Annotated in this window: 33 protein-coding genes; 9 read left to right on the plus strand and 24 right to left on the minus strand. The window is 60.2% G+C overall.

The genetic code is table 11. The features are described from left to right. Positions 1 to 12: 12 nt before the first annotated feature. The 11 genes from ACR0C9_RS11510 to ACR0C9_RS11560 form a co-directional block, all read right to left on the minus strand. Positions 13 to 675 carry a phage tail tape measure protein gene (locus ACR0C9_RS11510; protein ID WP_170449913.1) on the minus strand — a complete coding sequence of 221 codons (663 nt, stop codon included), beginning with the start codon at positions 673 to 675 and terminating at the stop codon, positions 13 to 15. Further along, positions 662 to 871, minus strand: coding sequence for a rcc01693 family protein (locus ACR0C9_RS11515; RefSeq protein WP_170449911.1), 210 nt, complete (start codon positions 869 to 871; stop codon positions 662 to 664). The genes ACR0C9_RS11510 and ACR0C9_RS11515 overlap by 14 nt, the downstream gene beginning before the upstream one ends. Further along, a complete protein-coding gene (locus ACR0C9_RS11520) occupies positions 868 to 1,188 on the minus strand; it encodes a gene transfer agent family protein (RefSeq protein WP_170449909.1) in 321 nt (106 codons plus the stop codon). Before ACR0C9_RS11520 ends, ACR0C9_RS11515 begins: the two co-directional genes overlap by 4 nt. Further along, positions 1,188 to 1,601 (minus strand): phage major tail protein, TP901-1 family, encoded by a 414-nt coding sequence (locus ACR0C9_RS11525; RefSeq protein WP_480781061.1) that lies wholly within the window; start codon positions 1,599 to 1,601, stop codon positions 1,188 to 1,190. Before ACR0C9_RS11525 ends, ACR0C9_RS11520 begins: the two co-directional genes overlap by 1 nt. A 20-nt stretch (positions 1,602 to 1,621) precedes the next feature. Beyond that, a complete protein-coding gene (locus ACR0C9_RS11530; RefSeq protein ID WP_170449904.1) occupies positions 1,622 to 2,035 on the minus strand; it encodes a DUF3168 domain-containing protein in 414 nt (137 codons plus the stop codon). Next, positions 2,032 to 2,370, minus strand: coding sequence for a phage head closure protein (locus tag ACR0C9_RS11535; RefSeq protein WP_170449902.1), 339 nt, complete (start codon positions 2,368 to 2,370; stop codon positions 2,032 to 2,034). The genes ACR0C9_RS11530 and ACR0C9_RS11535 overlap by 4 nt, the downstream gene beginning before the upstream one ends. Continuing rightward, complete coding sequence (locus ACR0C9_RS11540) at positions 2,367 to 2,966, minus strand: head-tail connector protein (protein ID WP_170621986.1); 600 nt, start codon at positions 2,964 to 2,966, stop codon at positions 2,367 to 2,369. Before ACR0C9_RS11540 ends, ACR0C9_RS11535 begins: the two co-directional genes overlap by 4 nt. Before the next feature lie 173 nt (positions 2,967 to 3,139). Next, on the minus strand, positions 3,140 to 4,318 hold the full coding sequence (locus tag ACR0C9_RS11545; protein ID WP_170621987.1) for a phage major capsid protein: 1,179 nt from the start codon (positions 4,316 to 4,318) through the stop codon (positions 3,140 to 3,142). Between the two features lie 29 nt (positions 4,319 to 4,347). Beyond that, the gene (locus ACR0C9_RS11550; protein WP_480781062.1) at positions 4,348 to 4,893 is read right to left on the minus strand and encodes an HK97 family phage prohead protease; all 546 of its coding nucleotides are present in this window, start codon (positions 4,891 to 4,893) and stop codon (positions 4,348 to 4,350) included. A 26-nt stretch (positions 4,894 to 4,919) separates the two neighbouring features. Next, positions 4,920 to 5,138, minus strand: coding sequence for a GTA head formation protein, RCAP_rcc01685 family (locus ACR0C9_RS11555; RefSeq protein WP_170449893.1), 219 nt, complete (start codon positions 5,136 to 5,138; stop codon positions 4,920 to 4,922). Next, positions 5,131 to 6,291 (minus strand): phage portal protein, encoded by a 1,161-nt coding sequence (locus ACR0C9_RS11560; RefSeq protein WP_170621989.1) that lies wholly within the window; start codon positions 6,289 to 6,291, stop codon positions 5,131 to 5,133. Before ACR0C9_RS11560 ends, ACR0C9_RS11555 begins: the two co-directional genes overlap by 8 nt. Positions 6,292 to 6,553: 262 nt before the next feature. Between ACR0C9_RS11560 and ACR0C9_RS11565 the strand changes: the two genes are divergently transcribed. After that, positions 6,554 to 7,141: a hypothetical protein gene (locus ACR0C9_RS11565; protein WP_480781063.1), complete on the plus strand. Its 588-nt coding sequence runs from the start codon at positions 6,554 to 6,556 to the stop codon at positions 7,139 to 7,141. A 132-nt stretch (positions 7,142 to 7,273) separates the two neighbouring features. Here ACR0C9_RS11565 and ACR0C9_RS11570 read toward each other — a convergent pair whose 3' ends face one another. The 3 genes from ACR0C9_RS11570 to ACR0C9_RS11580 all read right to left on the minus strand — a co-directional run bounded on the left by ACR0C9_RS11570 (position 7,274) and on the right by ACR0C9_RS11580 (position 9,991). After that, the gene (locus tag ACR0C9_RS11570; RefSeq protein WP_480781064.1) at positions 7,274 to 8,644 is read right to left on the minus strand and encodes a DNA-packaging protein; all 1,371 of its coding nucleotides are present in this window, start codon (positions 8,642 to 8,644) and stop codon (positions 7,274 to 7,276) included. Then, the gene (locus ACR0C9_RS11575; protein ID WP_170449887.1) at positions 8,553 to 8,897 is read right to left on the minus strand and encodes an aldehyde dehydrogenase family protein; all 345 of its coding nucleotides are present in this window, start codon (positions 8,895 to 8,897) and stop codon (positions 8,553 to 8,555) included. The genes ACR0C9_RS11570 and ACR0C9_RS11575 overlap by 92 nt, the downstream gene beginning before the upstream one ends. Before the next feature lie 212 nt (positions 8,898 to 9,109). Beyond that, positions 9,110 to 9,991 (minus strand): DMT family transporter, encoded by an 882-nt coding sequence (locus tag ACR0C9_RS11580; RefSeq protein ID WP_170449885.1) that lies wholly within the window; start codon positions 9,989 to 9,991, stop codon positions 9,110 to 9,112. A 418-nt stretch (positions 9,992 to 10,409) separates the two neighbouring features. Between ACR0C9_RS11580 and ACR0C9_RS11585 the strand changes: the two genes are divergently transcribed. After that, positions 10,410 to 11,672 (plus strand): DEAD/DEAH box helicase, encoded by a 1,263-nt coding sequence (locus tag ACR0C9_RS11585; RefSeq protein WP_480781065.1) that lies wholly within the window; start codon positions 10,410 to 10,412, stop codon positions 11,670 to 11,672. Between the two features lie 55 nt (positions 11,673 to 11,727). Here ACR0C9_RS11585 and mltG read toward each other — a convergent pair whose 3' ends face one another. From mltG to fabD, 7 genes are all read right to left on the minus strand, one after another. Beyond that, complete coding sequence (gene mltG / locus ACR0C9_RS11590; protein ID WP_480781066.1) at positions 11,728 to 12,885, minus strand: endolytic transglycosylase MltG; 1,158 nt, start codon at positions 12,883 to 12,885, stop codon at positions 11,728 to 11,730. Beyond that, entirely contained in the window at positions 12,886 to 14,151 is a 1,266-nt protein-coding gene (gene fabF / locus ACR0C9_RS11595; RefSeq protein ID WP_480781067.1) for a beta-ketoacyl-ACP synthase II, read from the minus strand. Positions 14,152 to 14,362: 211 nt separating this feature from the next. Continuing rightward, positions 14,363 to 15,106, minus strand: a complete 744-nt coding sequence (locus ACR0C9_RS11600; RefSeq protein WP_170449877.1) for a 1-(5-phosphoribosyl)-5-[(5-phosphoribosylamino)methylideneamino] imidazole-4-carboxamide isomerase — start codon at positions 15,104 to 15,106, stop codon at positions 14,363 to 14,365. A gap of 122 nt (positions 15,107 to 15,228) precedes the next feature. Next, positions 15,229 to 15,768 carry a GNAT family N-acetyltransferase gene (locus ACR0C9_RS11605; RefSeq protein ID WP_170449876.1) on the minus strand — a complete coding sequence of 180 codons (540 nt, stop codon included), beginning with the start codon at positions 15,766 to 15,768 and terminating at the stop codon, positions 15,229 to 15,231. 139 nt (positions 15,769 to 15,907) lie between these two features. Next, the gene (locus tag ACR0C9_RS11610) at positions 15,908 to 16,141 is read right to left on the minus strand and encodes an acyl carrier protein (RefSeq protein ID WP_008756330.1); all 234 of its coding nucleotides are present in this window, start codon (positions 16,139 to 16,141) and stop codon (positions 15,908 to 15,910) included. A 210-nt stretch (positions 16,142 to 16,351) separates the two neighbouring features. Then, positions 16,352 to 17,089 (minus strand): 3-oxoacyl-[acyl-carrier-protein] reductase, encoded by a 738-nt coding sequence (fabG, locus tag ACR0C9_RS11615; RefSeq protein WP_170449874.1) that lies wholly within the window; start codon positions 17,087 to 17,089, stop codon positions 16,352 to 16,354. Positions 17,090 to 17,131: 42 nt separating this feature from the next. Further along, a complete protein-coding gene (gene fabD / locus ACR0C9_RS11620; RefSeq protein ID WP_170621994.1) occupies positions 17,132 to 18,070 on the minus strand; it encodes an ACP S-malonyltransferase in 939 nt (312 codons plus the stop codon). A 166-nt stretch (positions 18,071 to 18,236) separates the two neighbouring features. Between fabD and ACR0C9_RS11625 the strand changes: the two genes are divergently transcribed. Beyond that, a complete protein-coding gene (locus ACR0C9_RS11625) occupies positions 18,237 to 19,466 on the plus strand; it encodes a cytochrome b/b6 domain-containing protein (RefSeq protein ID WP_480626160.1) in 1,230 nt (409 codons plus the stop codon). Positions 19,467 to 19,525: 59 nt separating this feature from the next. Here the strand turns inward: ACR0C9_RS11625 and ACR0C9_RS11630 are convergent, their stop codons facing one another. Beyond that, on the minus strand, positions 19,526 to 20,098 hold the full coding sequence (locus ACR0C9_RS11630; protein ID WP_170449867.1) for a YceI family protein: 573 nt from the start codon (positions 20,096 to 20,098) through the stop codon (positions 19,526 to 19,528). A gap of 125 nt (positions 20,099 to 20,223) precedes the next feature. Continuing rightward, complete coding sequence (locus ACR0C9_RS11635) at positions 20,224 to 20,742, minus strand: hypothetical protein (protein WP_170449865.1); 519 nt, start codon at positions 20,740 to 20,742, stop codon at positions 20,224 to 20,226. 285 nt (positions 20,743 to 21,027) lie between these two features. Between ACR0C9_RS11635 and rpsF the strand changes: the two genes are divergently transcribed. From rpsF to ACR0C9_RS11665, 6 genes are all read left to right on the plus strand, one after another. Beyond that, complete coding sequence (gene rpsF, locus ACR0C9_RS11640; RefSeq protein WP_170449863.1) at positions 21,028 to 21,381, plus strand: 30S ribosomal protein S6; 354 nt, start codon at positions 21,028 to 21,030, stop codon at positions 21,379 to 21,381. Positions 21,382 to 21,409: 28 nt separating this feature from the next. Then, the gene (rpsR, locus tag ACR0C9_RS11645) at positions 21,410 to 21,637 is read left to right on the plus strand and encodes a 30S ribosomal protein S18 (protein ID WP_005608650.1); all 228 of its coding nucleotides are present in this window, start codon (positions 21,410 to 21,412) and stop codon (positions 21,635 to 21,637) included. Positions 21,638 to 21,649: 12 nt separating this feature from the next. Beyond that, complete coding sequence (rplI, locus tag ACR0C9_RS11650; protein WP_170449861.1) at positions 21,650 to 22,270, plus strand: 50S ribosomal protein L9; 621 nt, start codon at positions 21,650 to 21,652, stop codon at positions 22,268 to 22,270. A 150-nt stretch (positions 22,271 to 22,420) separates the two neighbouring features. Beyond that, positions 22,421 to 22,906 carry a lytic transglycosylase domain-containing protein gene (locus ACR0C9_RS11655; protein ID WP_170449859.1) on the plus strand — a complete coding sequence of 162 codons (486 nt, stop codon included), beginning with the start codon at positions 22,421 to 22,423 and terminating at the stop codon, positions 22,904 to 22,906. Positions 22,907 to 23,145: 239 nt separating this feature from the next. After that, the gene (locus ACR0C9_RS11660) at positions 23,146 to 23,847 is read left to right on the plus strand and encodes a LuxR family transcriptional regulator (protein ID WP_170449857.1); all 702 of its coding nucleotides are present in this window, start codon (positions 23,146 to 23,148) and stop codon (positions 23,845 to 23,847) included. 107 nt (positions 23,848 to 23,954) lie between these two features. Next, the gene (locus ACR0C9_RS11665; protein ID WP_170449855.1) at positions 23,955 to 24,809 is read left to right on the plus strand and encodes an acyl-homoserine-lactone synthase; all 855 of its coding nucleotides are present in this window, start codon (positions 23,955 to 23,957) and stop codon (positions 24,807 to 24,809) included. A gap of 94 nt (positions 24,810 to 24,903) precedes the next feature. On the opposite strand, the gene tig is transcribed toward ACR0C9_RS11665, so the two are convergent. Further along, positions 24,904 to 26,235, minus strand: a complete 1,332-nt coding sequence (gene tig / locus ACR0C9_RS11670) for a trigger factor (RefSeq protein ID WP_170452999.1) — start codon at positions 26,233 to 26,235, stop codon at positions 24,904 to 24,906. Positions 26,236 to 26,263: the final 28 nt, after the last annotated feature.

The following is a 26,263-nucleotide window of genomic DNA, read 5'->3' on the forward strand; positions in this document are numbered from 1 at the left end:
CTGCTCCCGGAATTATCTGTTGCGATTGCCGCGCCCCAGGGCCCGGCTCATCTGTGCCGCGATCTGGCCCTGGCTGCGGCGGAACCCCTGAACGTCAGGTGTTGTGATGTTCATGACGACATTGACCGCGCGCCCACCGCCCGAGGTGCGCACGCCCAGCTTGCCATCCGGCCCGCGGGCCAAGGGCATGATCGCCTCGGGGCCCGCCTCACCCATCAGCCCCGTGCCGCCCCGCATCGGGAAGGTGGTCGGGCCGCTGATCACGCCGCCGTTGGCAAAGGGCATCACGCGCCCTTGACTGAAGCTGCCGCCATCGGCAAAGGGCAGAACCCCTTGCACCACGCTGCCGACTGTGTTGGCCAGCAACCCGCCAAAGTGATCCGTCACCGGCTTGATCGCTGCCGCATAGGCCGTCTGGATCAGCGAGTTCTTCAACACGTCCAGCGCATCCGACAGGTTCATCCCGTCCAGCACAACGCCGTCAAAGGCCTTGCGCAACCCGCTGGACATGCCGCGTTCCAGCGTGGCGACATCCTTGCCGGTTTCTTCAAAAGCTGCGCTGATGCGCTTCATCTGCCCGTCAAACGCCGCTGCCATGCTGGCCGCATCACTCAGCGAGTCGCCCAGTGCCTCGCCCCGTTCCTGCAGGTCGTCAAACCCGTCACGATCCGTCATCACGCTCTCCTAGTTGCTTGTCCGGGTAGGCCGCCAACAGCGCGTCCAGTCCGGCGCGGTTCATCGCGGGAATCCCGGCGCCTTGCCCCAGCATCAGCCGCAGCTCGGCAGGGGTCAGACGCCAGAACTGTTCCGGCGTCAGGCGCAAGCCGACGAAACCGGCCCGCATCAGAACAGGCCAGTCGAACCCGCTCATGCGCCACCCGGCACCATGAAGGCCCGCGCCAGTAGTTCTGCCGCCGCTTTTGCGCCTGCCATGGGGCCGCCTGTGATCTCGGCATGCATCACATCGGCCCGCGCCACATCGGCCCCACCGCCGCGCAATCCGGCCACGATCAGCGCCAGCACATCACTGCTGGAATAGGCCCCACCTTCGAACCGCTGCACCAGATCGACCAGCGACCCGGCCTGCAGTTCCTGCTCCAACTCCGCCAAGGCACCCAAAGTCAGTTTGAGCACCCGCCGCTCCCCATCGATGGTCAATGCCACCTCGCCCGTCCACGGATTGGCCATCAGAGCGCCGTGAAGCTCAGCGCACCGGCGCTTGCCAGGCTCATCTCATAGGTCGCCTCGCCATTGTGCGAGCCTGCGTATTCGATGCCGGTCACCTGAAACGGGCCTTCGACAATGCCGAAATCGGGAATGATCACCTGAAAGCCCGGCGTCTCACCATCAAAGAACAACTGCCGCGCGCGCTCATCCGTGCCTTCGTCCCGAAACACGCCCGAGCCCGAGATCGAGGCCGACTTAACCCCCGCCCCCGACAGCAACTCACGCCAGCCGCCCTGGCTTTCCAGCGTTGTCACATCCACACTTTCCGCGTTGAAACTGATCCGCGTGGCGCGCAGGCCCGCGATGGTCTCGAACAGGCCCGTGCCGTTTATATCCACTTTGACCAACAGGTCTTTTCCGTTCTGGGCAGCCATGTGCTCTCTCCGTTGATTGCTTAGTCGTCTTCCACGCGGGCGCGGAATCTCAGGTCGATCTGGCGGATCGCGCCGCCTGTTCCGGTGCGCCGGGCGCGGGCACGTTCGAACCACAGCCCAACCAGACGCCCCCGATCCAGGGTCAGGTCCGCGCCTTCCAGCGCATCGCACACTGCCCCGGCCAGCATCTTGGCCGCGCTGAAACCAGCCGCCTCGGACACCACGGAAACCGTGAACCGATGCAATGCACCCGCGCCGGATTTGTCCGAGGCTTCCCGGACCTCCTCCGGGCCTAGCGTCACGTAGGTCTCGGGCACGGTTCCGATGGGCACCGCGTCATAGATCGCGCCACCGGATTGGGCGCTGACATCGGCGTCGTTCGAAAGCTGTTGAAACACCGCCGCCTGCAAAGCAGCTGAAACGCCGTAACTCATGCCGCCACCTCTTCATCTGCGAAACAGGTCAGATACCGGCCCTGTGGGTCCCGATCCGCGACCGCGCGGATCACAAAGCGGCGCGCGCCTTCCACGAAACGCTGATCCGGCGAAGGCCGCATCGAGGACCCCTCGGGCGCGCCGCGCACGACAATGCGATAGCCAACGCGCGACACCGGCACCCCGGCGATGGATCGCTCGGACCCGCTGCGCGCTGTTATCTCGGCCCATACTGTGCCTAGCGCCTCCCAGGTCTCGGCAAAGCCACCCGCACCGTCGGCCACGCGTATGGGGGCCTCAAGCACCAGCTTGCGGTTCAGATGCGGAGCGCTCATTGGGTCACCCCTGCGCCAAAGCGTACAATCCGGTAGCGCTGGATCAGGCTGGTGACGCCAAAGGGCATGCAGCCCGCGCCAAGCGCTGTTTCATCGCGATATTCGTAGTAATGGGCAGCAAGCAGCAGCACCGCCTGCCCCAGATCGGCGGGCAATCCGCCCCAATCCACCGACAGCCCGGCGGTGAAATCAATCTTCACACTGCCCCCGGTCGGGACCTTGGGCAAAGCAGTCGCCACAGGCCGCAGCCGGGGGCGCTGACTGTCGCGCTCCAGCCGATAAGCACCGTCATCGGCAACGCTGTCCACGCCAGCCGCGTCGGTAACCGTGACCACATCAATCGCCGAGACCGGGGCAGCCGGCAAAACCTCGCCAGACCGATCGCGCCAGCCGTTCAGGCTCCAGGAAAAAGCGCGTTCAATCAGAACCTTGCCCGTGCGCGCCTCAATCGCCGCAATCGCTGCCCGCAGAAAACCCTTCAGCACCTCGTCCTGCACATTGTCCTCGGCAAAGCCTGTGCCCAGCCGCAGATGCGCCTTGAACTGATCCACCGGCAGCGCCGCATCCGCGATGGCGGTTTCTTCGATCAACATCATCCATTCACTCCGCAATCTCGGCCCCCTCCGGGGGTCGTCACTTCAGGAAATTGGCGGGCACGCGCCGCCCCACGTTGCTCGGACGGAGGGGAGCAGCTAGACAACGCGGGGGATCTCACCCCGGCCCGCGCCCGCCGCCCGAGGGGCCAATGGCCCCCCGGATCCGTCACCGCTTAGGCAGTGCCGAATTTCAGTAGCTTGATCGCAGCAAAATCGCTCACGTCACCGCCGACGCGCTTGGTCGCGTAAAACAGGACATGCGGCTTGGCGCTGAACGGGTCGCGCAGCACGCGCAGATCGGGGCGTTCGGCGATGGTGTAGCCCGCCTGGAAATCGCCAAAGGCAATGGCAAAGCTGTCGGACGCCGCATCCGGCATATCCTCGGCAATCAGCACCGGATAGCCCATCAGACGCGCAGGCTCACCAGAGGCCAGACCGTCCGACCACAGGAAGCGGCCATCGCTGTCCTTCAGCTTGCGGATCTGACCGGCGGTTTTCGAGTTCATGACGAAGGTGCCATTGACCCGGTACTGCGCGCCCAGCGCGTAGACCACATCGACAATCGCATCCGCATCAACGCCGCCATCGATGCCGGTGGCCACATAGCCCAGGCTTCCCCACGACCAGGTGTCATTCGCCACCGCACGGTGGATCATCAGGCCCTTGGGCTTGTCGATCCCATCCCCGTTGATAAAGGCTGCGGCCTCGGCACGGGCGAACTTGTCCGCGATGCGACCGGCCAACCAGCCTTCGACGTCAAACGCGCTGTCATCCAGCAGACGTTGCGAGGCCTTGGGCAGCGCACTCAGCTCGTGCAGCGGGATCGAGATACGGTCAATCACCGGCGTCGAGGTCTCTGCCGTAGTCGACGCCTCATCCACCCAGCCCGCGCCCACATCGGTATGGTCGATCAGCACGTCGAACGAGTTCGCCTCGACATTCACCACCGACGCAATCGAACGGATCGAAGCGGTCGAGTTCAGCACCGACTTGACCGTCTCAGCGGTTTGCGGATCGACCAGATAGCCGCCATCGCTGTTGACCGCGGTGGACAGCGATTTCGCTTCCATCTCGAGCCCGCGCAGCCCGTCATCCTCGCCGGACCGCACATAAGCGTCGAACGCCTTCTGATGCGGTGCGCCGTCTTCGATCGAGGCCGCAAGATGCGGACGCGCCGCGATGGTTGATTTACGATCCAGCATGGTCAGTCGCTCTTCTGTCTGTTGCAGTTTGGTTTTAACTTCGGCCTTGAGGCCCTTGAATTCATTCACGAAGCCAGCCATCGCCTGCTTCACCTCCTGAACCAGGGGCGCACCCTCTCCGGTCAAGGCCGGGGTCTCGGTCTTGCTCATCAGCACTTCCTTATTGGGGGGTTGCGGCGCTAGATCCGCGCCAGCTCCTGCCGGGCATCTCGGAACACCTCGGCAATACTGCGCCAGGTGAACGCGGTTTCGGGGTCTGCCCCTTTCGCCGCCACCCGCGCACTGGGCAGCATCGGGAAGGTCACCAAAGACACCTCCCACAGCTCCAGTTCGGTCAGGACCCGCTGGCCCTTGTCATTCTTCACGGCCCGCTTGGTGCGATAGCCAATCGACAGTCCGTCCATGGCACCGGCGCGGATCAGTTCCGCTGCCTCGCGGCCCTTCTGCGTCGCCTCCAGCAGACGTCCCTTGACCCAAAGGCCCCGGTCATCCTCGCGCACCTCGTCCCAGACGCCGATGGGCTGGGCCGGGTCGTGCTGCCACAGCATCTTGACCCGCTGACCCGCCTCGGCCAGCCCGGTCAGCGAGCTTCGATACGCCCCGCGCTGCACCACATCGCTGCCCTGATCGACCTGCCCGAACAGGCTGGCATAGCCTTCAATCACCGCATCATCCGAGACGGACAGACCGTCCCCAAACCGCGCGAATTTATGTTCCAAATCCATGAACTTCTCCATGTAACTCACTGACTTTATGGCGCCGCCACAAGGAATGACTGAAACGCCTGCGCCAGGATCACCGCCGCCACGCCATAGACCGTCAGCCACAACCGCCGCTCCAGCCGTTCCATCATCTCTTCGATCTGATCCAGTCGCCGACAGAGGTGAGCGTGCTGGATCTCGGCCACCCGCTCATGCGCGGCCAGACGCAGGCCCGGCGCGCATTCGAACGGGGGATACCCCTCAGCCATCGGCACGCTCCGGCAGCCCCAGCAAAGCGCGCTTCTCGGCATCGCTCAGGAAATCGGCCCCGTTGACCCGCGCCCATTGCGCATCGCGTTCCGCCGACAATGCGGGCACCTGATCCAGATCGGGCTTCAACACCAACTCCTCGCCGGTAAAGCCCGCCAGCCAGTCCGACACCGCCGCCGCCACCCGCGTCACCAGGGGCAACACGGTCAGGCGATAAAACGCCCGGTTGGCCTCCTGATAGTTCGAATAGGTCGCGTCGCCCTGAATCCCCAGCAGCATCGGCGGGACCCCAAAGGCCAGCGCGATCTCGCGGGCGGCGGCTTCCTTGGTCTTTTGAAACTCCATATCCGAGGGCGAGAAACCCATCGGTTTCCAATCCAGCCCCCCTTCCAGAACCATCGGCCGCCCGGCATTCCGCGCCCCGCGATAGTTCTGCTCGATCTCGTCCGACAGACGACGGAACTGATCCTCGGCCATCACCCCATGGCCATCGCCCTTCCACACCAGCGCCCCCGAAGGCCGCGCCGCATTGTCCAAAAGCGATTTCGACCACCGCGACGCGCTGTTATGCACATCAATCGCCATCGCCGCCGCCTGCATCGGCGAAAACCCATAGTGATCATCCTGAGGGTGGAACGATTTGATATGACAGATATTTTCCGCCGCGAACCGATGCTTCTTGCCACCGACCGCGTAATCATACGCCTTAGGCCAGCCATCCGCCCCCGGCACCACGCTCATCCGATCCGAGCGCAACACATGTAGCTCTACCGGCAAGCCTTCCTCGGCCTGTACAGCCTCAACATAAGCATTGCCCGACAGCAGCAACTGCCCGAACAGGGCCTCCATCAACTCCGCCCGTCCCTGCGCCGCATTCGGACGGCGCATCAGCGACAGGATCGGATGAGTATCAAACCGCTGCGCCTGATCCTGCAACACCAAAGGCAGAGCCGCCGCCGCCTCGGCAATAAGCTTGACCGAGCGAAACCCCACCGGGTTCCCCGAAAACCCAGTCCGCGTCAGCGACACCGCGTCCCGAGGGCTCCACGCCACGCGCCCGCCCGTCTGCCACGCCACCACAGGTCCCGCCGCGCTCGCCTTCGCCTCGGGTGCCTCGCCAGCCGATCCACGACGCAAGAAATCGAATACCATCTGTGCTCCTTTCTGCCGCCGCTCTGCCCGGCTTGTTGAAAGGAGTTATGACGGAAAGAAGTTTAGGGCTTGGGAATGGGGCGTACGGCGGTTGGGCAACGGCCCTAAAGCTCCTTTGCTGCAATCAAACTAAACAAAGGTGTAGCGGCGAATGGTTGTGGCTCCACAAAATACCAAGACAAATGCCCCCGTCTTGCTTTCATCTTAATGCTATGCAGAGTATGAGCGCTGAGATTAAGTGATTGCTTACCTCTGCCGATAAGTGCGTGAGGTTTCTTCGAAGCACGTATTTGGGGTTGTAAATTTGCGTCTACTTCTTATTCCACTTCTTGCTGCAGGGTTAGTTGCATTCAGCTCTGCAACCAAAAGTCGTGCGAGTGAATCGCTTTCCGTTAGTACATTTGCCGCGCCACAGCACTTCGTTTCTTACCCTCTCCAGCATGATCGAGGTGTTGGGAAATTTGATCGGAATCTGACTTGGGTCAATCCAGACGACTCCGATGTCTTAGTGATTTTTCTTTCGGACTCTAAGGATGGTAAATTTATCCCTGCGGTTCTGCAAACGCCCCTGATTAAAGTTATGTCGGTGGTCGATACTCATCTATACAGATTATCCGAGGACAACTTCGGCAGCTCTATAAAGTCTGACGTTTTTGTGTTTTCAGTAAATTTGCTGAAACTCAAAATGGATATGACTGGCACTTCCCCAGAGGACTTGGAGAATTCGGAGTATCTGTCGTGTTTTTCCGCGGGGCTGGTGAACTCGTTATATGAACTTGGACATTTAGTAGCGGATTACTCAAAGATCGGGGACATTTGCGATGTGATGATTATCAAGGAAAACCGCTAAACTGGAATGTGCGCATCCCAAGATGTCCCCATCAAGAACAGTCTTTCCAGGCAAAGAAGAAGACGAGTTGATTACGGGTATTACAGGGACAATGCGATCTGTGGGCTTCTGTAACTTAACCAAATAGGAGCCTCACAAACTCCGCACCCTCGGCCACCGAAACGCTCCCGCTGGTCCCACAACCAACTCATGCAGTGCCCAGACCAGCGCGTCGACTCGGTCGGGCGAACCCTGCCCCTCGAACCCGCGCGCGGTCATCTGGCACATCTGCTCCTCCAGCGCGTCCAGCCCGGCCACGTGGCTCACCCGCCCCTGCTCGTACAACGCGGCCACAGGCTCGGCCCGCGCGACCTTGCCGCGGGAGGCCCGCACTGCGCGATAAGGGACCAGAGGATCCACCTGCCGCACCACCTCTTCCACCAGCTGCCCGCCCTGATTGACCTCGGCCACCAGACGTTCGGCCCCGAACTCATCCATTGCGTCAATCGCCGCCTGCGCCCAGCCCGCCGGGCCAACGCCCTGCACCGTCCGGTCGGCCAGCACATAGGCGCGCCAGTCCCCGGGCGGCCCCTGCACCTGCGCGCCAACCACCACGATCCCGCAAGCATCTGCGCCTGAACCGGATGTCACCGCCGGGTCCAGCGCCACAACGATCCGATCCAAATCGGGCACCTGCGCACAGCGCGCCGCCTCTAGCATCGAGCCCGTCCACAGCGCCCCCTCCGCGTCAGACAGCAGCACACCATCCAACTCCTGCCGCCCTAGCCGCGTACCCGCATAACGGGCGCGTACCTCGTCCAGAAATGACTCCGCCAGATTGGCCCGGTTCGCCTCAGTCGGCGCGTGGGTCTGGACCGTGGACGGAGAGGCCAGTAATTCCTTCAAAACCTTCACATTCCTTGGTGTCGTGGTCACACAGACCCGAGGCCGATCCCCCAAACGCAAAGCAAATTGCAGCATATCCCAGGTCTCGCCCGCCTTTTTCCATTTGGCCAACTCATCCACCCAGGCCGCATCGAATTGCGGGCCGCGCAGCCCCTCGGGATCATGCGCGGAAAACGCCTGCGCCTCGGCCCCATTGGGCCAGATCAGTTTGCGCTCGGACGCCTTCCACACAGGCCGACGATCCGGTGGCGAGCATTGCAATATCCCACTGTCGCCAAAGATCATCACGTCGCGCACCTGATCAAAGGTCTCGCCAACCAACGCCACGCGACTGGCCTCGCCACGATGCAGCGGCAAAGACCCCTCGACCATCGACCGCACCCACTCGGACCCGGCGCGCGTCTTGCCCGCGCCGCGCCCACCCATGATCACCCATGACCGCCAATCGCCTTCGGGCGGCAATTGATGCGGCAGCGCCCAGAACTCGAACAGGAAAGGGAGGGCACACAGCCCCCCCTCCCCGATCTCACTCAGAAATCTCTCCCGCACCGCAGCATCGGCGGAGGCGAGCCAACCTGCACCCGATTTCAAATCGAGCGCACTCAAGATCGAGCGCATAGCCCCCTTGGGCAATTCCGGCTTGTCTGTGATGTTGTTCGACAAAGTTTGCCTCCACTTTCTGGCACGTTCGGATCAGCCCCTCCAGCTGACCGAGTTGCCGTGCTGAACCAGCAAGATCTGCATCCTCCCCGGCTCCGATCTGCCTGCGCAGTTCTTCCGCTGCCTGGCGCAGATCGCGAATGGATCGCTCAAGCGACTGCAACAAGTCAGCCGTCTGGGAAATCCGCTCTTCCGGGGTAATCAAAGTCATGTTTGCCTGTGACCTCATGCGTGAGTTTTCTCCGCACGAGAGAAACGAAAAACGGCCACCGGGTCGCCCCGGGGCCGTTGCCCACCTCTTCTAGCATGGCACAATCGATATAGAAAAAAGCGCGCGAAGTCAATGTTTTACGCAACACACGCGCAACACGCACCGTGCGACCTGTTTACACTTCGCCGTCAATCTCCTGACGGTTTCAGGCCTTACCCCCGCGCGATTTCCAACAATGCCGCGCTGACGATCAGCGTCGCGCCGATTAATTCGCGCAGCCCAAAAGGTTCACCCGAGAACACGGCGGCGGAAATCAGGCCAACGACAATCTCGCTCATCAAAAGCAAACCGACCCGCGCAGGCGTTAACAGCGTTGCGGGCCAAATTGTCAGAAAAATCATCGGCAGCGTGTATAGGACCGACAGCAGCGCAATCGGAAGCACCCGGACAATAACGTCGCTCTGCTCGCTCAACGCGCCCGCGCTGAAGGCCAGACTGGCCACTGACAGCAACAATGCCCCGGTGATGAACGCAAAGACCTGCCCCGGAACAGAAATACCTGACGCCCGGTACAGCCCAAGTGTTCCCACAGCCCAGGCCATCCCTGACAGAAGGGCCGCCCAATCCCCGGCATTGCTGGGCCACGGGATGATCTGCTCGCCCCCGAGGACGATGACCATACCGCCAAGCCCACAGGCAAGCCCCAACAGCCGGATCAGGGTCAGCCGCTCGCCCAGAAAGACAAGGCCGACAATCGTTCCCCATACTGGTGTGAGGTAGAACAGCAGGATCGCGCGCACGACATCGGTATAGATCAGGCTGATCGTGAACAGGCCAAAAGCTGCGCCAGTGAAAACGCCACTGAACATCAAGTCCTGCCAGCGAAGCACCAGATCCCGCCAGTCGCGCCACAAAAAGGGTGCCAGACCGACAAGAGCAGCGGAATACATCACGATGCCGGGCCAAGCGCCGCTTAGTCCCTGATCAACGAAAAAGCGGACCGGGATCCAATACAGCCCCCACATCATGCCGCCAAACACAAGGGCGACACTTGCGACCTTCAGGTTAGAGCCGTGCAAGTTTCTTGACATCATCTGTGATACTCGGTGCCGATCAATTCCGGTTGCGGCACAACCCGCTCAAATTGCAGCGGCCTGGACCACAAAATCGATGCCGCAATCCGCCCAGGAACACCAGCAGATTCTATACCTCGAGGCGCTTAGGGTTTACCCAATGCAGGCTCAACACCTTGACAAACGCCGTCACAGCCTTCATGTGCCCCATCAAAGCGCTGACGCGTGAGCATTGCCGGGCTTCTTCCGCCCCACAGCGCCCCACAGACACTTCTCCAGTTCCCCTTCACGCAGGGTTCTTGATGCGATGGCCGGATGGCACAGGGTTCGCCTGTGAGTCCCGAGGCCGCGCAAAACCCCTGCCGGTTGCGCGGTTGCCGCGTGACCCGTTTCAAATGCGCCCCGGCCAGTTCGGTCAGGGGTGGAAAAAGGATAGACATTGTTCGACTTTGACATGCTGGGCCTTGCGCCAGCTTTGAATGACGCGCTGAAACGCGCGAATTTTTCGCAACCGACCCCAATCCAGAACCAGGCCATTCCGTTGGCCCTGAACGGGCATGACATTCTGGGGCTCGCCCAGACGGGTACCGGTAAAACCCTGGCCTTTGGCCTGCCGCTGATCGATCACCTGCTGGCCCAGCCGGCCAAGCCCGATCCCAAAACCGCCAAGGCCCTGATCCTTGCCCCCACCCGCGAGCTGGTGAACCAGATCGCCGACAGCCTGCGCACCCTGACCCAAAAGACAAAGCTGCGCGTGGCCACTGTTGTGGGCGGACAGTCCATTAACAAGCAGATCATGTTTCTGTCCCGTGGCACCGACATTCTGGTCGCCACCCCCGGACGTCTGATCGATTTGATGGAGCGCGGCGCGGTTGACCTTGGCGCCGTTCGCCATCTGGTGCTGGACGAGGCAGACCAGATGCTCGACCTCGGCTTCATCCACGCGCTGCGCAAGATCGCGCCCGCGCTGGGGACGCCGCGCCAGACCATGCTGTTCTCGGCCACCATGCCCAAGCAGATGGAAGAGCTTAGCCGCGCGTACCTGACCAACCCGCAACGGGTGCAGGTCTCGCCTCCGGGCAAGGCGGCGGACAAGATCACCCAGTCGGTGCATTTTGTCAGCAAACCCGGAAAGCCCGGCAAGCTGCGGGAAATCCTGTCGCAGGACACCGATGCCCTGACGCTTGTCTTCTCGCGCACGAAACACGGGGCCGAGAAGCTGATGAAAGGTCTGGTCGCCGATGGCTATAACGCCGCGTCGATCCACGGCAACAAAAGTCAGGGCCAGCGTGACCGCGCCATCAAGGCCTTCCGCGCCGGAGAAATCAATGTATTGGTCGCAACAGATGTGGCCGCACGTGGGATCGACATTCCGGGCGTCGCCTATGTGATCAACTACGATCTGCCTGAGGTGCCCGACAACTACGTCCACCGCATCGGCCGCACCGCACGGGCCGGGCGCGAGGGCGAAGCCATCGCGTTCTGCTCAGCGGAGGAGGTCGATCTGCTGCGCCAGATTCAGAAGCTGATGAAAATCGACATTCCCGTGGCCAGCGGAGAAATGCCCGAAGCCGTTCAGGCCGAACGCCCCGCGCGCGGTCAGAACAATCGCCGCCGTGGATTCCGACCCAAGCCCGCCAGTGGCGGCTCAAAGCCGTCGCAATCCAAGCGCAGGCGGCCCCGTCGCAAACCCGCAGCTTGACCCAACAAAAAACAGCGCCCGAACCGGCGCTGTTTTTTTCTTTCAAACTCAGAGCTTAGTTGCCCGAATTCCGTTCGGCCTCAATCTCGCGCCATTTGGCGACATTGCGGTTATGCTCCTGCAGGGTCTCGGCAAAAGCGTGACCACCGGTGCCATCCGCGACAAAGAAAATGTAATTCGTGCTGTCTGGGGTAACCGCCGCTTGCAGGCTGGCCTGACCGGGGTTGGCAATCGGAGTCGGCGGCAGACCATCGATCTGATAGGTGTTCCACGGCGTCGGGCGGTTCAACTCGCTGCGCCGCAATCCCCGGCCCAACGTGCCCTGCCCCTTGGTGACGCCATAAATAACGGTCGGGTCTGTTTGCAGCCGCATACCCTGGTTCAGACGGTTCACAAACACGCTCGCCACCTGACCACGTTCTTCCGGGACACCGGTTTCTTTCTCGATGATCGACGCAAGGATCAGCATTTCCTCGGGGCTTTGCAGCGGCAGACCATCCTGACGGCTTTCCCAAGCTGCATTGATGCGCAACTGCTGAGTTTCCTGCATCGCCTGAAGGATTTCGTTCCGGTCCTGCCCGGCGACGACATCATAGCTGTCCGGCGCCAGCGATCCTTCGGCGGGAATTTCTGTCACCTCACCGCTCAGCGCTTCAAACCCCTTCAGCGCCTCAACCACCTGCCACGAGGTCACGCCCTCGGCCAGCGACACACGATAGCGGGTATCCGCTTCGTTGCGCTTCTCCGTATAGGCTTCGGGCGTTTCGTCTTCTGCGGCATCGAATGACGCGATCTCGTCGAAGTCCAGCGTCGCCGGGTTCAACTCGCGTACACGGGTCTGGGCACGGGTCACGCCGATCCGATACTCAATCTCGGACCCGCAGGTGCTGGCCCCGCTGCTGGTGATTTCGTCAATGATCTGTTCCATCGACGCGCCTTCGCGCACCAGAAAGCTGCCCGCCTTCAACCGCTGCGCCCGGTCGGTGTAATCCGCAGCCATCCGAAAGATCGTGGCGCTTGTGATAGCGCCCTGATCCTCAAGATCGCGGCTGACGCGGGTCATGTTCGACCCGCTTGCCACTTGCAGGCAAATCGCGGTGTCCAGCGGGCCTTCCGCCTTGTACTGGGATTGGCCCCAAAGGATCAGACCGCCCATCAGGAACAGGCCGACCACCAGAATGGTCAGCGCATTCGATGCCAGGGCACGCCACATTTAACTGACCTTTCCGAAGATCACGCTGGCATTGGTGCCGCCAAACCCGAACGAGTTCGACAGGGCCACATTGATCTCACGCCCGCGCTTGGCGTTTGGTGCCAGATCAATCGGCGTTTCAACCGCTGGATTGTCCAGATTGATCGTCGGCGGTGCAACCTGATCGCGGATCGCCAGGATCGAGAAGATCGCCTCAATCGCACCCGCAGCCCCCAGCAGGTGACCGGTGGCCGACTTGGTCGAGGTCATCGTGGCGCTGCTGGCATGATCGCCCAGCAGACGCTCCACCGCACCCAGCTCAATCGTATCCGCCATGGTCGAGGTGCCGTGCGCGTTGATATAGTCCAAATCCTTCGGCTCAAGCCCGGCACTTCGCAGCGCGGCTTTCATCGAACGCTCGGCCCCGTCGCCATCCTCGGACGGTGCGGTGATGTGATAGGCGTCACCGGACATGCCATAGCCCAGAACCTCGGCATAAATCTTCGCGCCGCGTGCCTTGGCGTGCTCGTAGTCTTCCAGAACCACGATACCTGCGCCTTCGCCCATGACAAAGCCGTCGCGATCAACATCATAGGGGCGACTGGCTTTCTTCGGATCGTCTGCATATTTGGTGGACAGCGCCTTGCACGCGTTGAATCCTGCAATCCCAATCTCGCAGATGCAGCCTTCGCCGCCACCGGCGATCATCACATCCGCGTCGCCCGACCGGATGATCCGGCTGGCATCGCCAATGGCGTGGGCACCGGTCGAACAGGCCGTCACCACCGAATGGTTGGGACCCTTGAAACCGAACCGGATCGAAACCTGACCAGACGCCAGGTTGATCAGCGCGCCGGGAATAAAGAACGGCGATACGCGGCGTGGGCCTTTGTCGCGGATCAGGTTTGCAGTTTCCGCAATCGATCCCAGACCACCAATGCCCGACCCGATCAGAACGCCGGTCCGCAGGCGATCCTCTTCATCCTCGGGCGTCCAGCCCGCATCCTTACACGCCATCTCGGCCGCCGCGATGGAATACAGGATAAAGTCCTCAATCTTGCGCTGTTCTTTCGGCGGCATCCAGTCGTCGGGGTTGAACGTGCCGTTGGTTCCGTCCCCACGCGGCACTTCACAGGCATAGGTCGTGGTGACCCCGCTTGCCTCGGCATCGAACAGTGTGATCGGGCCAGCGCCGGACTCTCCGTCCAGCAGACGTGACCAGGTTTCTTCGACCCCGCTGGCCAAAGGAGTGACCAATCCCAGACCGGTTACGACGACTCTGCGCATGAAGTGCCTCTTGCCTGCTTCCTGTTATGAGAACCGCTCATACCCCGCCCCGGGGTACGGGGGCAAGAGCAAGGGCGCATTCCTTACCGACATCATATTGCCAATTCCGGTCACATCTTGCCGGGCAGCCGGGTTTCGCCACCCCGCTGGAACAAAAAAAACCGCCCTCTCCCGGATGTGGAAAAGGGCGGAACAGATTTCCCGGCCAGTCCTATTGGAACTGCGCTACCGGTTCATGGGCAGCCGTCGCAACCTCAAGCGCCTCTGACAGATCCAGCGTTTTGCGGAACAATGCGCGCGCGAACATCGCACCCGAAATGTTGGGAATATAGGCCAGCCGCGAAATATCATCGGCCGAACGCACCACGCCGTTGGCAACGATAGGCGTGCGCGAATGCTGCGCCAGGCCGGAAATCAGCCCAAGCTGGGCTTCGACATCTTCCATGTCGCTGTCAATATCCGTCACCACGATGGCCGCAAAAGGCGTGCCTTCGAACGCGTCGATAAATGCCTCGGGTGTAAAGGCGCTCTGGCTGCGCCAACCTTCGGTCATCACGTAGCCCTGCCAGACATCCACAGCCAACACGATCTGATCGGGGTACAGCTTGGCCAGTTCCTTCACCAGTTGCGGATCACGCGCCGCCAATGTCCCGATCACAATACGGCCCGCGCCTTTGTCGATCCAATGCTCGACATGTTCGCGGCTGCGCATACCGCCGCCCAGCTGTACCGGGATTTCAGCGCTGCGGATGATCTCTTCGACCAGCCCCGCGTTGGTGTCGCGCCCTTCGATCGCGTCGAAATCGGTCAGATGCATCCATTCAGCACCGACGGCAGCCCAGCTGCGCGCTGTTTCAACCGGGTCCACATGCCAGATCATTGCATCGTCCAGGCGACCCTTGTCCAGGGTGACGCACCGCCCGTTCTGCAATTCCATCGTGGGGTAAATCCGCATGAGCATTCTCCTCCGCTCAATCGTTCTGGAAATCCAGAATAGCATACATGCGATGGATCGGCCCAATTTACCGGGATCGGCAAAGTCTGGTCAATTTGCGGCATAAGTTGCCTTCGGCGGAGTTACGCCCGCGCCGGTGGTCCGTTGCGACGCAGCAAGTGGACCGGAGTGCCCTTGTACTCGGCCTCGCGCGTCAGCACATAGCCCAGCTTTTTCGCCAGTTTCTGCGAGGTCGCGTTGCCGGCATTCACCATGGCAACCAACGGCCCCGGCATGATCCGGTCGAACCAGTCATGGGCGGCCTGCGCGGCCTCATACCCCAGTCCCTGCCCTTGGGCTTCGGTGGCGAGGACCCAACCGGCTTCGGGGAAAGCGTCGAACTCTTCACCCATCCCGCGATCGGCGTAGAAGAACCCGGCCTGACCTATCAATTTGCGATTCGATTGTTGCAGAACGCCCCACTGCCCGAACCCAGCCATCTGCCAGTGGCCCGCATTGCGCAGGAACGAATCCCAGGCTTCACCGCGCGAACGGGGCTGGCCGCCGATATGCTGAACCACGCAAGGGTCGCGCCAGATTTCGGCAAAGCGCTCAAAATCCTCGGGCCGCATCGCACACAGCGTCAGCCGTGCCGTATTGATCATCGGTGTGGATCTTATCATCGCCTGCCCACTTGGAATAACGCCTCAGTGGAAACAGTGCTAAGCGAACAGGCGTCACGCAAGCCTGAAAATCGGGCCGACAATAAAAAACGGCGCCCCCGTTGCCCGGAAGCGCCGCTTTTGATCAGAAATGAAACGCTTAGGACGCTTCGCTGATGAATTTGACCGCGTCGCCGAAGGTCTGGATGGTCTCGGCTGCGTCATCAGGAATTTCGATGCCGAACTCTTCTTCGAAGGCCATGACCAGTTCGACGGTGTCCAGGCTGTCTGCGCCCAGATCGTCGATGAAGGAGGCGTTTTCCGCAACCTTGTCTTCTTCAACACCCAGGTGCTCAACAACGATCTTTTTAACGCGATCTGCGACGTCGCTCATGTCTATTCCTCATTCCTATTCAGGGCGGTTTGCCCGGTTCTGCCCTTGCCCGCACGGGTTGGCTTTGATTTGCCCGTTCCGGGCGGTTTGGGTCCCGGCTCACCGGGAAAGTAGAAGGCCGACCTGAACGACCGGCCCCTGCATAGATGCGCCGCCTATAACATAGTCCGCGCACAAGGCAAACGCTTTCGCGCCTGTCCTGTTATGCGCTCACAACATGGCCATACCGCCATTCACATGCAAGGTGCTTCCGGTAACATAGCCCGCTTCGGGGCTGGCAAGATACAGAACGGCGGCCGCAATTTCCTCGGGGTCGCCCATACGACCCGCCGGAACCTTGAGCAACAGACCCTTTTTCTGTTCCTCGGTCAGCTTCTCGGTCATGGCCGTGGTAATGAAACCCGGAGCCACAGCGTTCACGGTGATGCCGCGCGTGGCAACTTCGTGGGCCAAAGCCTTGGAAAAGCCGATCATTCCGGCTTTCGAGGCCGCATAGTTCGCCTGCCCCGGATTGCCGATCGCAGCCACCACGGACGAGACATTCACGATCCGACCCCAACGCGCCTTCATCATGCCCCGGATCACGCCTTTGCACAGTTTCATGGTCGAGGTCATGTTCACGTCAATGACGCTCTGCCATTCTTCATCGGACATGCGCATGAACAGATTGTCACGCGTGATGCCGGCGTTGTTGACCAGAATGTCGACTGATCCCATCGCCTCGGCTGCCTGTTTCGGTAGTGCCTCGACGGCCTCTGTGTCACTCAGGTTGCAGGGCAGCACATGCGCCCGCTCTCCCAGTTCATCGGCCAAAGCCTGCAGTGGCTCAACCCGCGTACCCGAAAGGCCCACATTGGCACCAGCGCCATGCAGAGCGCGGGCAATATCGCCCCCGATCCCGCCCGAAGCGCCAGTAACCAGCGCATTCTTACCCGTCAAATCAAACATACTGTTTCCCTCGTGAGGCGCCTCGAACGGCGCGTTCTATGCTTACGACTCGGCCGCGACGGCCTTTAGGACATCTTCTGGCGTTCCAACCGCTTTGCCAGCGATGGCCCGGTCAATCTTGCGGATCATGCCGGACAGGGCTTTGCCCGCGCCAATCTCCCATGTCTCGGTCACGCCCTGCGCCGCCATGTACTGCACGCTTTCGCGCCACCGAACCGAGCCCGTCACCTGCTCGACCAGCAACTGCCGGATCAGGTCCGGGTCGCTCACGGCCTCGGCGCGCACATTGGCGACGACCGGAACCGTCGGGGCCTTGATTTCGACTGCGGCCAAGGCGTCTGCCATTACATCTGCAGCAGGCTGCATCAGCGCACAGTGAAATGGAGCACTTACCGGCAACAAAATCGCCCGCTTTGCGCCTTTTTCCTTGGCAATCTCGGCAGCGCGTTCCACGGCTGCCTTGGCGCCGGATACGACAACCTGCGTTGGATCGTTGTCATTTGCCGCCTGACACACCTCGCCCTGCGCGGCTTCTTCAGCGACGGCGCGCACCGCTTCAAGGTCCAGACCAAGAACAGCGGCCATTGCACCTTCACCCACCGGAACCGCGCTTTGCATCGCCTGACCGCGCTTGCGCAACAGGCGGGCGGTATCGGCCACCGACAAAGCACCCGCCGCCGCCAGTGCGGAATATTCACCCAGCGAATGCCCGGCCACATAGGCCGCATCAGTTACAGACACACCTTCGGCCTCCAGCGCACGCATCGCCGCCATAGAAGTGGCCATCAGCGCGGGCTGCGCGTTCTGAGTCAGCGTCAGTTCTTCGATCTCGCCGTCCCAGATCAGGCTGCTTAGCTTTTCGCTCAGCGCCTCGTCGACCTCATCAAAAACGGCTTGGGCCGCCGGGTAGGCCTCGGCCAGTGCTTTACCCATTCCGATGGTCTGGGCGCCCTGCCCCGGAAAAACGAACGCGCGTGTCATTGCAACCTCATGGATGACGTTAGGTTGCGGCGGGGTGTAAACTGACATGGGACGCGGCACAAGTAGGGTGCATTGCGGCACCTTGAATGTGCGCAGTCTCGTACTTGTGTCATTGCGCGTGCGCTTTAGGTTGGGGGCAGCCTACCCATACCGGAGCGTTTGTTCGATGCCCTCAAGCAATACCTTTTCCAGCTATGGCAGCGTCGCCAAGGCTTTTCACTGGCTGACGGCTTTGCTGATCTTCACGGCCCTGCCACTGGGCTGGTACGCCAACCAGTTGGCCCACGCGATCTATGACCCTAACATCCCGACATCCGAAGAGGATATTGCCAACGCGGCCCGCCTGTTCTCGCTGCACAAGACCGTTGGCGTGACGGTGTTCTTTGTCGCGCTGGCCCGCATTCTGTGGACATTGTCTCAAACCAAACCGGGATTGCTGAACGCTGAAAACAAGCCCGAGGCTTTTGCCGCCGAAACCGTGCATTGGATGCTTTATGCCTCGCTGGTTCTGGTGCCGCTGACCGGCTGGCTTCACCACGCCGCCGCCGAAGGGTTTGCGCCGATCCTGTGGCCTTTCGGCCAAAACCTGCCGTTTGTTCCGAAATCGCCATACGTGGCCGAGGTGACCGCCGGGCTGCACTGGCTGTTCATCTGGGTTTTAGGCGGGTCACTGGTTCTGCACATCATGGGCGCCCTGAAACACCACGTTGTAGATAAGGACAGCACCCTGCGCCGCATGCTGCCCGGTCAGGCGGACGCACCCGAACCGCCAGCACAACACCACTCGGCCCTGCCTGCATTCGCTGCCTTGATCGTCTGGTTGGGGGTTCTGGGCTTTGGCTGGACCAACGGCACATTTGATGACCACTCCAAAGCGGCAACCGACACGGCCGAGCTTGAAGACGTGCAATCGGAATGGGAGGTCGAGGATGGCACCTTGTCGATCACCATCTCTCAGCTGGGCAGCCCCGTGACCGGGACCTTTGGCGACTGGACAGCCGCGATTGCCTTCGAAGACCCCGCCGAACCGGGATTGGCCGGGGCGGTTGATGTGACAATTGCCATCGGATCGCTCAGCCTGGGTACAGTGACCGATCAGGCGATGGGCGCGGATTTCTTTGACAGCGCGCAATTCCCGACCGCCGCTTTCAAGGCCGATCTGTTCAAGACCGAAACAGGCTATGAGGCCCGCGGGCCTCTGACGATCCGCGACAAATCCCTGGACGTTGTTCTGCCTTTCGCCCTGGAGTTGCAGGATGATCAGGCAACCATGTCAGGCGAGTTGCAGTTGAACCGGATGGATTTCGACGTTGGCACATCTCAACCGACAGAGGACTCGCTGGGCTTTAACGTCATAGTCTCGGTCGAGTTGACTACCGAGCGGGACGAAGAGTGACAAAAAAACCGCCGGGTCGTCTGACCCGGCGGTTTCCTGTCGTAACGATCAAGCTTCGCTTATTCGGCTTTCTGCGCTTCGACCGAAATCTGAACCTGTACCTCGTCGCTGACGAACGGGGCGAACTGGCCCAGATCAAACTCGCTGCGGGTCAGGGTTGTGGTCGCATTGAAACCGGCCCAGGGCTTGTTGGCCATCGGGTGCTGGTCGACCTTGTTCAGTTTGGCATCCAGAACGACCGACTTGGTCACACCGTTCATGGTCAGGTCGCCGGTAATATTGGCCGTGTCGTCTCCGGTAACTTCGATCCCGGTCGAGGTGAAGGTGATCAGATCGCCTTCGGACGCACCAAAGAAGTCTTCGGTCATAAAGTGATCTTCACGCGCTTCCCAGCCGGTGAACATCGACATCACCGGCATCGAGACCGACACGCTGGATGCGGCAGGGTCTTCCTGATCGAACATGATCTCGCCTTCAAAGCCCGAGAACATGCCAGTGGTGGTCGAGAATCCCAGGTGGTCATAGCTGAAAATGACCTGACTGTGGCTTGGATCCAGAACGTATTTCTCGGCGCTGGCGAAGGCAGTGGTCGCCGTCATGGCCAGGGCAGCAGCAAGCAGGGTGGATTTCATAACAGTCTCCGCTTTTTTGTGAATGCAAACCGTTTGGGTTGCTCAAAACAAAAATGTGCCGCCCAAGGGCGGCACACAAGTATTTTTGATTCACAAACTCTGTTCCTTTTTGAACAGAATAAAACTCAGGCGAAAATTGTTACGCTTTGGCTCAGTTGACCCTTCAGCGCTCGGCTGACATCCGCCGATTGCAACGGCAGTTTCATCAGCAGGCTGCCGTCAACGTCATACAATTGGACTTCATCATCCTCGAAACGGGCACCGCCAAGGCTTTCGTAGCTGCGACGCAGAACCGTCTGGGGACGGCCGTTCTCATTCTTTTGCAAAATGCGGACTTCACGGCGGATCGGGTCGAAATAGGCATCCGGGCGTGAATCCATCACTTCGATGGTCAACAGGCTGACACCGACGATCAGGAACAGCATCGACGCGACCATCTTGATCGGCCAGACCTCGGCCCCGATCACCGACCCCGGCATCAGCCACATCGAAAAGGCCGACACGATCAGGAAGGCTCCGACGATGCGGGCCAGAACGATCCGGGCTTTCCAGTTCACTTTGAATGCAATCTTGACCGGCACGGAATGTTCAAAGCCCGCGCCCTGCGCCTGCTTGCCAAGTGTGTTCGTGTTCGTCGCGGTCATAACATCATCACCCTGTATAAGGTTACCGTCTTAGATTTGGCTGTCCGGATGTGTTCCGGCTTGCTTAACAACTTTGAGCCGAAAAGCGTCAGGAATTGGGCGCAGCAAAGGAAATTGGACGACTTCACCATGGCAGTCCCGGCAGGCCTTGCCCCGGACGGGGAAACGTGTATACGGGGCCATCCTTCGCACGACACATGAATCGCGCAGCCTCTCGTGGCAGGGTCGCGAAGGATCACAATGGCCCCGCCTATGAAATGCGCCTTGATATAAACAGGAGTGAACATGCCACTGTATGAGCATGTAATGATCGCGCGTCAGGACCTGTCCAACGCGCAGGCCGAAGGCCTGATCGAACACTTTGGCACCGTGCTGGCCGACAACGGCGGCAACCTCGTGGATAGCGAGTACTGGGGTGTCAAGACGATGGCCTACAAGATCAACAAGAACCGCAAAGGCCACTATGCCTTCCTGAAGACCGATGCCCCCTCGGGTGCGGTTCAGGAAATGGAACGCCTGATGCGCCTGCATGACGACGTCATGCGCGTTCTGACCATCAAGGTCGACGGTCACGAAGACGGCCCGTCGGTTCAGATGCAGAAGCGTGACGAACGTGGCGACCGCCGCGAGCGTCGTTGATCAACGCCTGAGAAAAGGACACTAAACCATGGCCGCAAAACCATTTTTCCGCCGCCGCAAGGTCTGCCCGTTCTCGGGTGAGAACGCGCCGAAGATCGACTATAAAGACACCCGTCTGCTGCAGCGCTACATCTCTGAGCGTGGCAAGATCGTTCCTTCGCGCATCACCGCCGTTTCGGCGAAAAAGCAGCGTGAACTGGCCCGTGCTATCAAGCGCGCCCGCTTTCTCGCCCTGCTGCCCTACGCCGTGAAGTAAGGAGAGACTGACATGCAAGTTATCCTTCTGGAACGCGTTGCGAAACTGGGTCAGATGGGCGACGTCGTTGACGTCAAGCCCGGCTACGCCCGCAACTTCCTGCTGCCCCAGGGCAAAGCCCTGAGCGCATCGGACGCCAACATCGCGTCGTTCGAAGCCCAGAAAGCGCAGCTGGAAGCACGCAACCTGGAAACCAAGAAAGAAGCTGAAGCCCTGGCTGAAAAGCTGGACGGTCAGCAGTTCATCGTGATTCGCTCGGCATCGGATGCTGGCGCTCTGTACGGCTCGGTCACCCCGCGTGACGCCGCAGATGCCGCAACCGAAGCAGGTTTCACCGTCGACAAGAAACAGGTCATCCTGATCGCTCCGATCAAGGAACTGGGCCTGCACTCGGTCGCCGTTCGCCTGCACCCCGAGGTTGAAGTCGAGATCAAGATGAACGTTGCCCGCTCAGAAGAAGAAGCCGAACTGCAGGCATCGGGCAAATCGATTCAGGAACTGGCCGCTGAAGAAGAAGCTGCCGCTGAATTCGAAATCGCCGAACTGTTCGACGACATCGGCTCGGCCGCTTCGGACGACGACGATCTGGTGGCCGAAGACGCCCCTGCCCAAGAAGACGAAGCAAAAGCCTGATCTGGCCAAGCTGACCTTACAGAAAGGGCCACGCCATCCGCGCGGCCCTTTTTCTTGCCCGAGCCAGCAAAATTCAGCCCAATTTCACAGCTAATCTTGCGGCGTCGACTGCGATCCATATCATCGCGCACCGGAACCTGGAGAATTTAGATGGCAGTTTTCCCCCGCCGCAGCATCATCGCCTTCCTCGCAATGGCCACCCTTGCCGCCTGTAGCGGCGCCGAAGTATCCCGAGGTGACGCGGAACCGTTCGATCCGCCGCTCTACCCCAACGAGACCCCGGAACTGCGCGCGTCGATCAACAAATGGGCAGATCACTACGAGTTGCCGCGTGAGTTGGTGCACAAGCTGGCGATCCGCGAAAGCACGCACAGACCCTGGGCTGTGAACCGCCCTTATTACGGCCTGCTCCAGATCCTGCCTGCCACGGCGCGCTCGATGGGATATAAGGGCAACGCGCAAGGTCTGCTGGACGCTGACACCAATCTTGAGTTTGCGGGAAAATATCTGCGCGGTGCATGGCTGCTTTCCGATGGCGATCAGCAACGCGCCATCTTTTTATATGCAAAAGGGTACTATCCCGAAGCCAAGGCACGCGGTATGCTGGTTGAGACAGGATTACGACCCGCGCCGTGATCTGGGGCGGTCAATCGGAATGATCTTCTGTTAGCAGTTGCGTTCCGATAGTGACAAAAATGTTCTAATACGTCACCAGCAGCGTCGAAAAGCACAGACATTTCGCACGTCGCCTTGTCATGTTTTCAAAAGTATGTTGTGCTGGCTGCCGTGAGGTAAGTTGGGTTCCACTCTAAGTTTACTGCCGGTCTGACGACACCATCAGACTTGTGGTATGGGCCGCAGTTGGTAGGCGCCGCATGGAAATTTTCGATCTGAGCACTCTGCCGGATGCAGAAACTCGGTATACCGAGTTTCTTAAGCAGATTTGCGACAAGCATGAAATGGACCATGCCGCCTATGCTGGCATGAATCCTGCAGCTGGTACCGTGGCCGGATTTGTGACCTACGACGACGCCTGGAACGAACACTATCAGAACCAGGGTCTGATCATGATCGACCCCACAATCCACATGGCCCGCCGCAGCATCGCCCCCGTGGATTGGAGCCGTCTTGAACGCAGCCCGGAATTTCAGCGCGTTTTCAGGGACGCCCATGATTTTGGCATTCCGAATCAAGGCGTTACCATTCCTGTCCGTGGACCTTACGGCGATATTGGATTGCTCAGCGCGACCCGAAATTGCAGCAAGGAAGAATGGCGTAAACTGTACACCCATGTCATCAGCGACCTGCAATCGATGGCCGTTCACATTCACGACCATGTCGTGACCTCAGATGAACTGACCGGTGCACTGTACCACCCTACCCTGTCCACGCGCGAGGCCGAGATCCTGCAATGGGTCGCGGCAGGCAAGTCGCAGCAGGATATCGGCGACATCCTGTCCATCTCGCACCGCACCGTCGAGGTGCATCTGCGATCAAGCCGCGAAAAGCTGAGCGCGTTGACCACGCCGCAAGCCGTCGGCCGGGCCATCGCAATTGGGCTTATTACCCCAGGTTAAACACAAATTTCCCCAAATTCCGTCAAAATACGGGAAACCCCCAATAGAAAAACCCCCTCAAAACGGTAACTTCTAGTTTACCGAACAACCACTCGAAGGGGGAAAAAATGATCATCGTGGTAGATGGGCTGAACAGACACCTGTTCGGCGAAGTTCTCGACGAAATGTTTGAACTGCGCGCACGCGTATTCGGCGGACGTCTTGGATGGGACGTTAATATTGAAGACGGGAAAGAGATCGATGAATTCGATCACCTGGATCCTGCATACGTAATCGGACTCGACGACGGGGGGAATGTCGTCGCAGCCGTGCGTGCCCTGCAGACCACCGGACCTCACATGCTTTCCGATGTCTTCTCGGCCATTCTGGATGGCGAAGCACCGCTGCGCAGCGCGACGATGTGGGAATCCACGCGCTTTTGCGTCGACACGCAGCGTCTCAAACGCGGCAAGGACAAGAACTCGGTATCTTATGCCACCTGTGAACTGATGATTGGCTCGCTGGAGTATGCCAAGAACGCAGGTATCCAGGACATCATCACCGTAATCGATCCGGTTATGGATCGCGTTCTGCAGCGGTCGAACTGTGCCCCTTATGACTATGTCGGCAAAACTGTCCCGATGGGCAAAGTGTCTGCACTGGCCGCGCTGTTGGATTGCACCGATGAACGCATTCAGGGCGTCCGCGACTTCGCTGGCATCGAAGGCGATGTCTTCCTGGACGAGGAAGAGGCGCTGGCCCTGTTCAACTCGAAGAAAGCTGTTGAGCCCAATCCGGCCAACCGCGATCACAAACCGCTCACTGACCTCGAAAAATACTTTGTCGAACAGATGAGCGCAGCGCGCACCGAAGCGGAACGGCAAGATGTTCTGAAGCTGATCGAAGCGCTGACCGACACCTTCACGCCAGAGCAGAAGACCGCTCTGCTACAGACCCCCCGTGCTTTTGCTCATGAGGCCTGACCCCCTCACCTCATAGTACAAAGCCACCCATGCGGAGTCGCCAATTTCAGGCGGCTCCGCTTTACTTTTGGCCCCCGAAAAGGGGGGAAGAGGATTATTCCTCTTCCAGTGCCTCAACGGCTTTTTGCAGGTCGTCCTTGCTGACTTCTTTGTCTGCAACGGTGGCCAGTTCGAAAACGTAGTCGACAACCTTGTCCTCGAAGATCGGCGCGCGCAGTTGCTGCTGCATCTGGGCGTTTTGCTGCACGAATTCAAAGAACTGGCGTTCCTGACCCGGGTACTGACGCGCCTGGTTCATGATCGCCTGAGTCATCTCGGCATCGGTGACTTCAACTTCGGCCTTCTGGCCCAGCTCGGCCAGCAGCAGGCCCAGACGCACGCGGCGCTCGGCCAGTTTGTTGTGCTCGTCGGTGGGTTCGATCTCATCGTGATCGTGGCCTTCGACCTCGGGGTTTTCCTCGTGCCACAGCTGGTGGGCGATCTGCTTGGCCTCGGCTTCTACCAGCGACGGCGGCAGGTCAAAGGACACCTTCTCGTCCAGCGCATCCAGCAGGGCGCGCTTCATCACAGCGCGTGACGCACCAGCGTATTCGGCCTCCAGACGCTCGGAAATCTGACCTTTCAGAGCCTCCAGATCCTCGGCACCGAATTTCTTGGCCAGCTCATCATTGACCTCGGCGGCGACCGGCTCTTTCACCTCTTTGACGGTGCAGGTGAAAACAGCGTCTTTACCGGCCAGATGCTCGGCACCGTATTCTTCGGGGAAGGTGACGTTGACGTCTTTTTCTTCCTCGGCTTTCACACCAACCAGCTGCTCTTCAAAGCCGGGGATGAAGCTGTTCGAGCCCAGCACCAGCGGGTAGTCTTCCGCCGAGCCGCCTTCGAACTCTTCGCCGTCAACCTTGCCGACGAAATCGAACACGATCTGGTCGCCGTCCTTGGCTTTCGAACCCTTGCGGCGCGCTTTGAAATCCTGTGCAGTTTCGGCCAGGTTGTTCAGCGCCTCTTCCACAGCTGCGTCATCGGCTTTGACAACCAGCTTCTCCAGTTCGACCGATTTCAGGTCAACCTCGGGGATTTCCGGCAGCGCCTCATAGGACATTGCGACCTCGACGTCGTCGCCTTCTTTCCAGTCCTCATTGGTCATCTTGACCTCAGGCTGCAGCGCAGGGCGGTCGCCGCTGTCTTCAAAGTGCTTGTTCATCGCACCGTCGATGGTTTCCTGCATCGCTTCGCCCAGCAGGCGCTGGCCAAATTGCTTCTTCAGCAGCGCCATCGGCACCTTGCCTTTGCGGAAGCCCTTCATCTCAACTTCGGGCTGCGCCTCGGTCAGCTTCTCGTTGACCTTGTCGTCCAGCTCGGCTGCTGTGACGGTGATGTTGTAGCCGCGTTTCAGACCTTCGTTCAGCGTCTCGGTAACCTGCATTATGGTAGTCCCCATAGGATTCGGGGCG

It is taken from the genome of Ruegeria sp. C12, from assembly GCF_056537745.1.

Bases quoted from the DNA above. Each gene is read 5' to 3' on its own strand.
- ACR0C9_RS11510 (WP_170449913.1), bottom strand. From the start codon at position 675: ATGACGGATCGTGACGGGTTTGACGACCTGCAGGAACGGGGCGAGGCA.
- ACR0C9_RS11515 (WP_170449911.1), bottom strand. From the start codon at position 871: ATGAGCGGGTTCGACTGGCCTGTTCTGATGCGGGCCGGTTTCGTCGGC.
- ACR0C9_RS11520 (WP_170449909.1), bottom strand. From the start codon at position 1,188: ATGGCCAATCCGTGGACGGGCGAGGTGGCATTGACCATCGATGGGGAG.
- ACR0C9_RS11525 (WP_480781061.1), bottom strand. From the start codon at position 1,601: ATGGCTGCCCAGAACGGAAAAGACCTGTTGGTCAAAGTGGATATAAAC.
- ACR0C9_RS11530 (WP_170449904.1), bottom strand. From the start codon at position 2,035: ATGAGTTACGGCGTTTCAGCTGCTTTGCAGGCGGCGGTGTTTCAACAG.
- ACR0C9_RS11535 (WP_170449902.1), bottom strand. From the start codon at position 2,370: ATGAGCGCTCCGCATCTGAACCGCAAGCTGGTGCTTGAGGCCCCCATA.
- ACR0C9_RS11540 (WP_170621986.1), bottom strand. From the start codon at position 2,966: ATGATGTTGATCGAAGAAACCGCCATCGCGGATGCGGCGCTGCCGGTG.
- ACR0C9_RS11545 (WP_170621987.1), bottom strand. From the start codon at position 4,318: ATGAGCAAGACCGAGACCCCGGCCTTGACCGGAGAGGGTGCGCCCCTG.
- ACR0C9_RS11550 (WP_480781062.1), bottom strand. From the start codon at position 4,893: ATGGATTTGGAACATAAATTCGCGCGGTTTGGGGACGGTCTGTCCGTC.
- ACR0C9_RS11555 (WP_170449893.1), bottom strand. From the start codon at position 5,138: ATGGCTGAGGGGTATCCCCCGTTCGAATGCGCGCCGGGCCTGCGTCTG.
- ACR0C9_RS11560 (WP_170621989.1), bottom strand. From the start codon at position 6,291: ATGGTATTCGATTTCTTGCGTCGTGGATCGGCTGGCGAGGCACCCGAG.
- ACR0C9_RS11570 (WP_480781064.1), bottom strand. From the start codon at position 8,644: ATGCGCTCGATCTTGAGTGCGCTCGATTTGAAATCGGGTGCAGGTTGG.
- ACR0C9_RS11575 (WP_170449887.1), bottom strand. From the start codon at position 8,897: ATGACTTTGATTACCCCGGAAGAGCGGATTTCCCAGACGGCTGACTTG.
- ACR0C9_RS11580 (WP_170449885.1), bottom strand. From the start codon at position 9,991: ATGATGTCAAGAAACTTGCACGGCTCTAACCTGAAGGTCGCAAGTGTC.
- mltG (WP_480781066.1), bottom strand. From the start codon at position 12,885: ATGTGGCGTGCCCTGGCATCGAATGCGCTGACCATTCTGGTGGTCGGC.
- fabF (WP_480781067.1), bottom strand. From the start codon at position 14,151: ATGCGCAGAGTCGTCGTAACCGGTCTGGGATTGGTCACTCCTTTGGCC.
- ACR0C9_RS11600 (WP_170449877.1), bottom strand. From the start codon at position 15,106: ATGCGGATTTACCCCACGATGGAATTGCAGAACGGGCGGTGCGTCACC.
- ACR0C9_RS11605 (WP_170449876.1), bottom strand. From the start codon at position 15,768: ATGATAAGATCCACACCGATGATCAATACGGCACGGCTGACGCTGTGT.
- ACR0C9_RS11610 (WP_008756330.1), bottom strand. From the start codon at position 16,141: ATGAGCGACGTCGCAGATCGCGTTAAAAAGATCGTTGTTGAGCACCTG.
- fabG (WP_170449874.1), bottom strand. From the start codon at position 17,089: ATGTTTGATTTGACGGGTAAGAATGCGCTGGTTACTGGCGCTTCGGGC.
- fabD (WP_170621994.1), bottom strand. From the start codon at position 18,070: ATGACACGCGCGTTCGTTTTTCCGGGGCAGGGCGCCCAGACCATCGGA.
- ACR0C9_RS11625 (WP_480626160.1), top strand. From the start codon at position 18,237: ATGCCCTCAAGCAATACCTTTTCCAGCTATGGCAGCGTCGCCAAGGCT.
- ACR0C9_RS11630 (WP_170449867.1), bottom strand. From the start codon at position 20,098: ATGAAATCCACCCTGCTTGCTGCTGCCCTGGCCATGACGGCGACCACT.
- ACR0C9_RS11635 (WP_170449865.1), bottom strand. From the start codon at position 20,742: ATGACCGCGACGAACACGAACACACTTGGCAAGCAGGCGCAGGGCGCG.
- rpsF (WP_170449863.1), top strand. From the start codon at position 21,028: ATGCCACTGTATGAGCATGTAATGATCGCGCGTCAGGACCTGTCCAAC.
- rpsR (WP_005608650.1), top strand. From the start codon at position 21,410: ATGGCCGCAAAACCATTTTTCCGCCGCCGCAAGGTCTGCCCGTTCTCG.
- rplI (WP_170449861.1), top strand. From the start codon at position 21,650: ATGCAAGTTATCCTTCTGGAACGCGTTGCGAAACTGGGTCAGATGGGC.
- ACR0C9_RS11655 (WP_170449859.1), top strand. From the start codon at position 22,421: ATGGCAGTTTTCCCCCGCCGCAGCATCATCGCCTTCCTCGCAATGGCC.
- ACR0C9_RS11660 (WP_170449857.1), top strand. From the start codon at position 23,146: ATGGAAATTTTCGATCTGAGCACTCTGCCGGATGCAGAAACTCGGTAT.
- ACR0C9_RS11665 (WP_170449855.1), top strand. From the start codon at position 23,955: ATGATCATCGTGGTAGATGGGCTGAACAGACACCTGTTCGGCGAAGTT.
- tig (WP_170452999.1), bottom strand. From the start codon at position 26,235: ATGCAGGTTACCGAGACGCTGAACGAAGGTCTGAAACGCGGCTACAAC.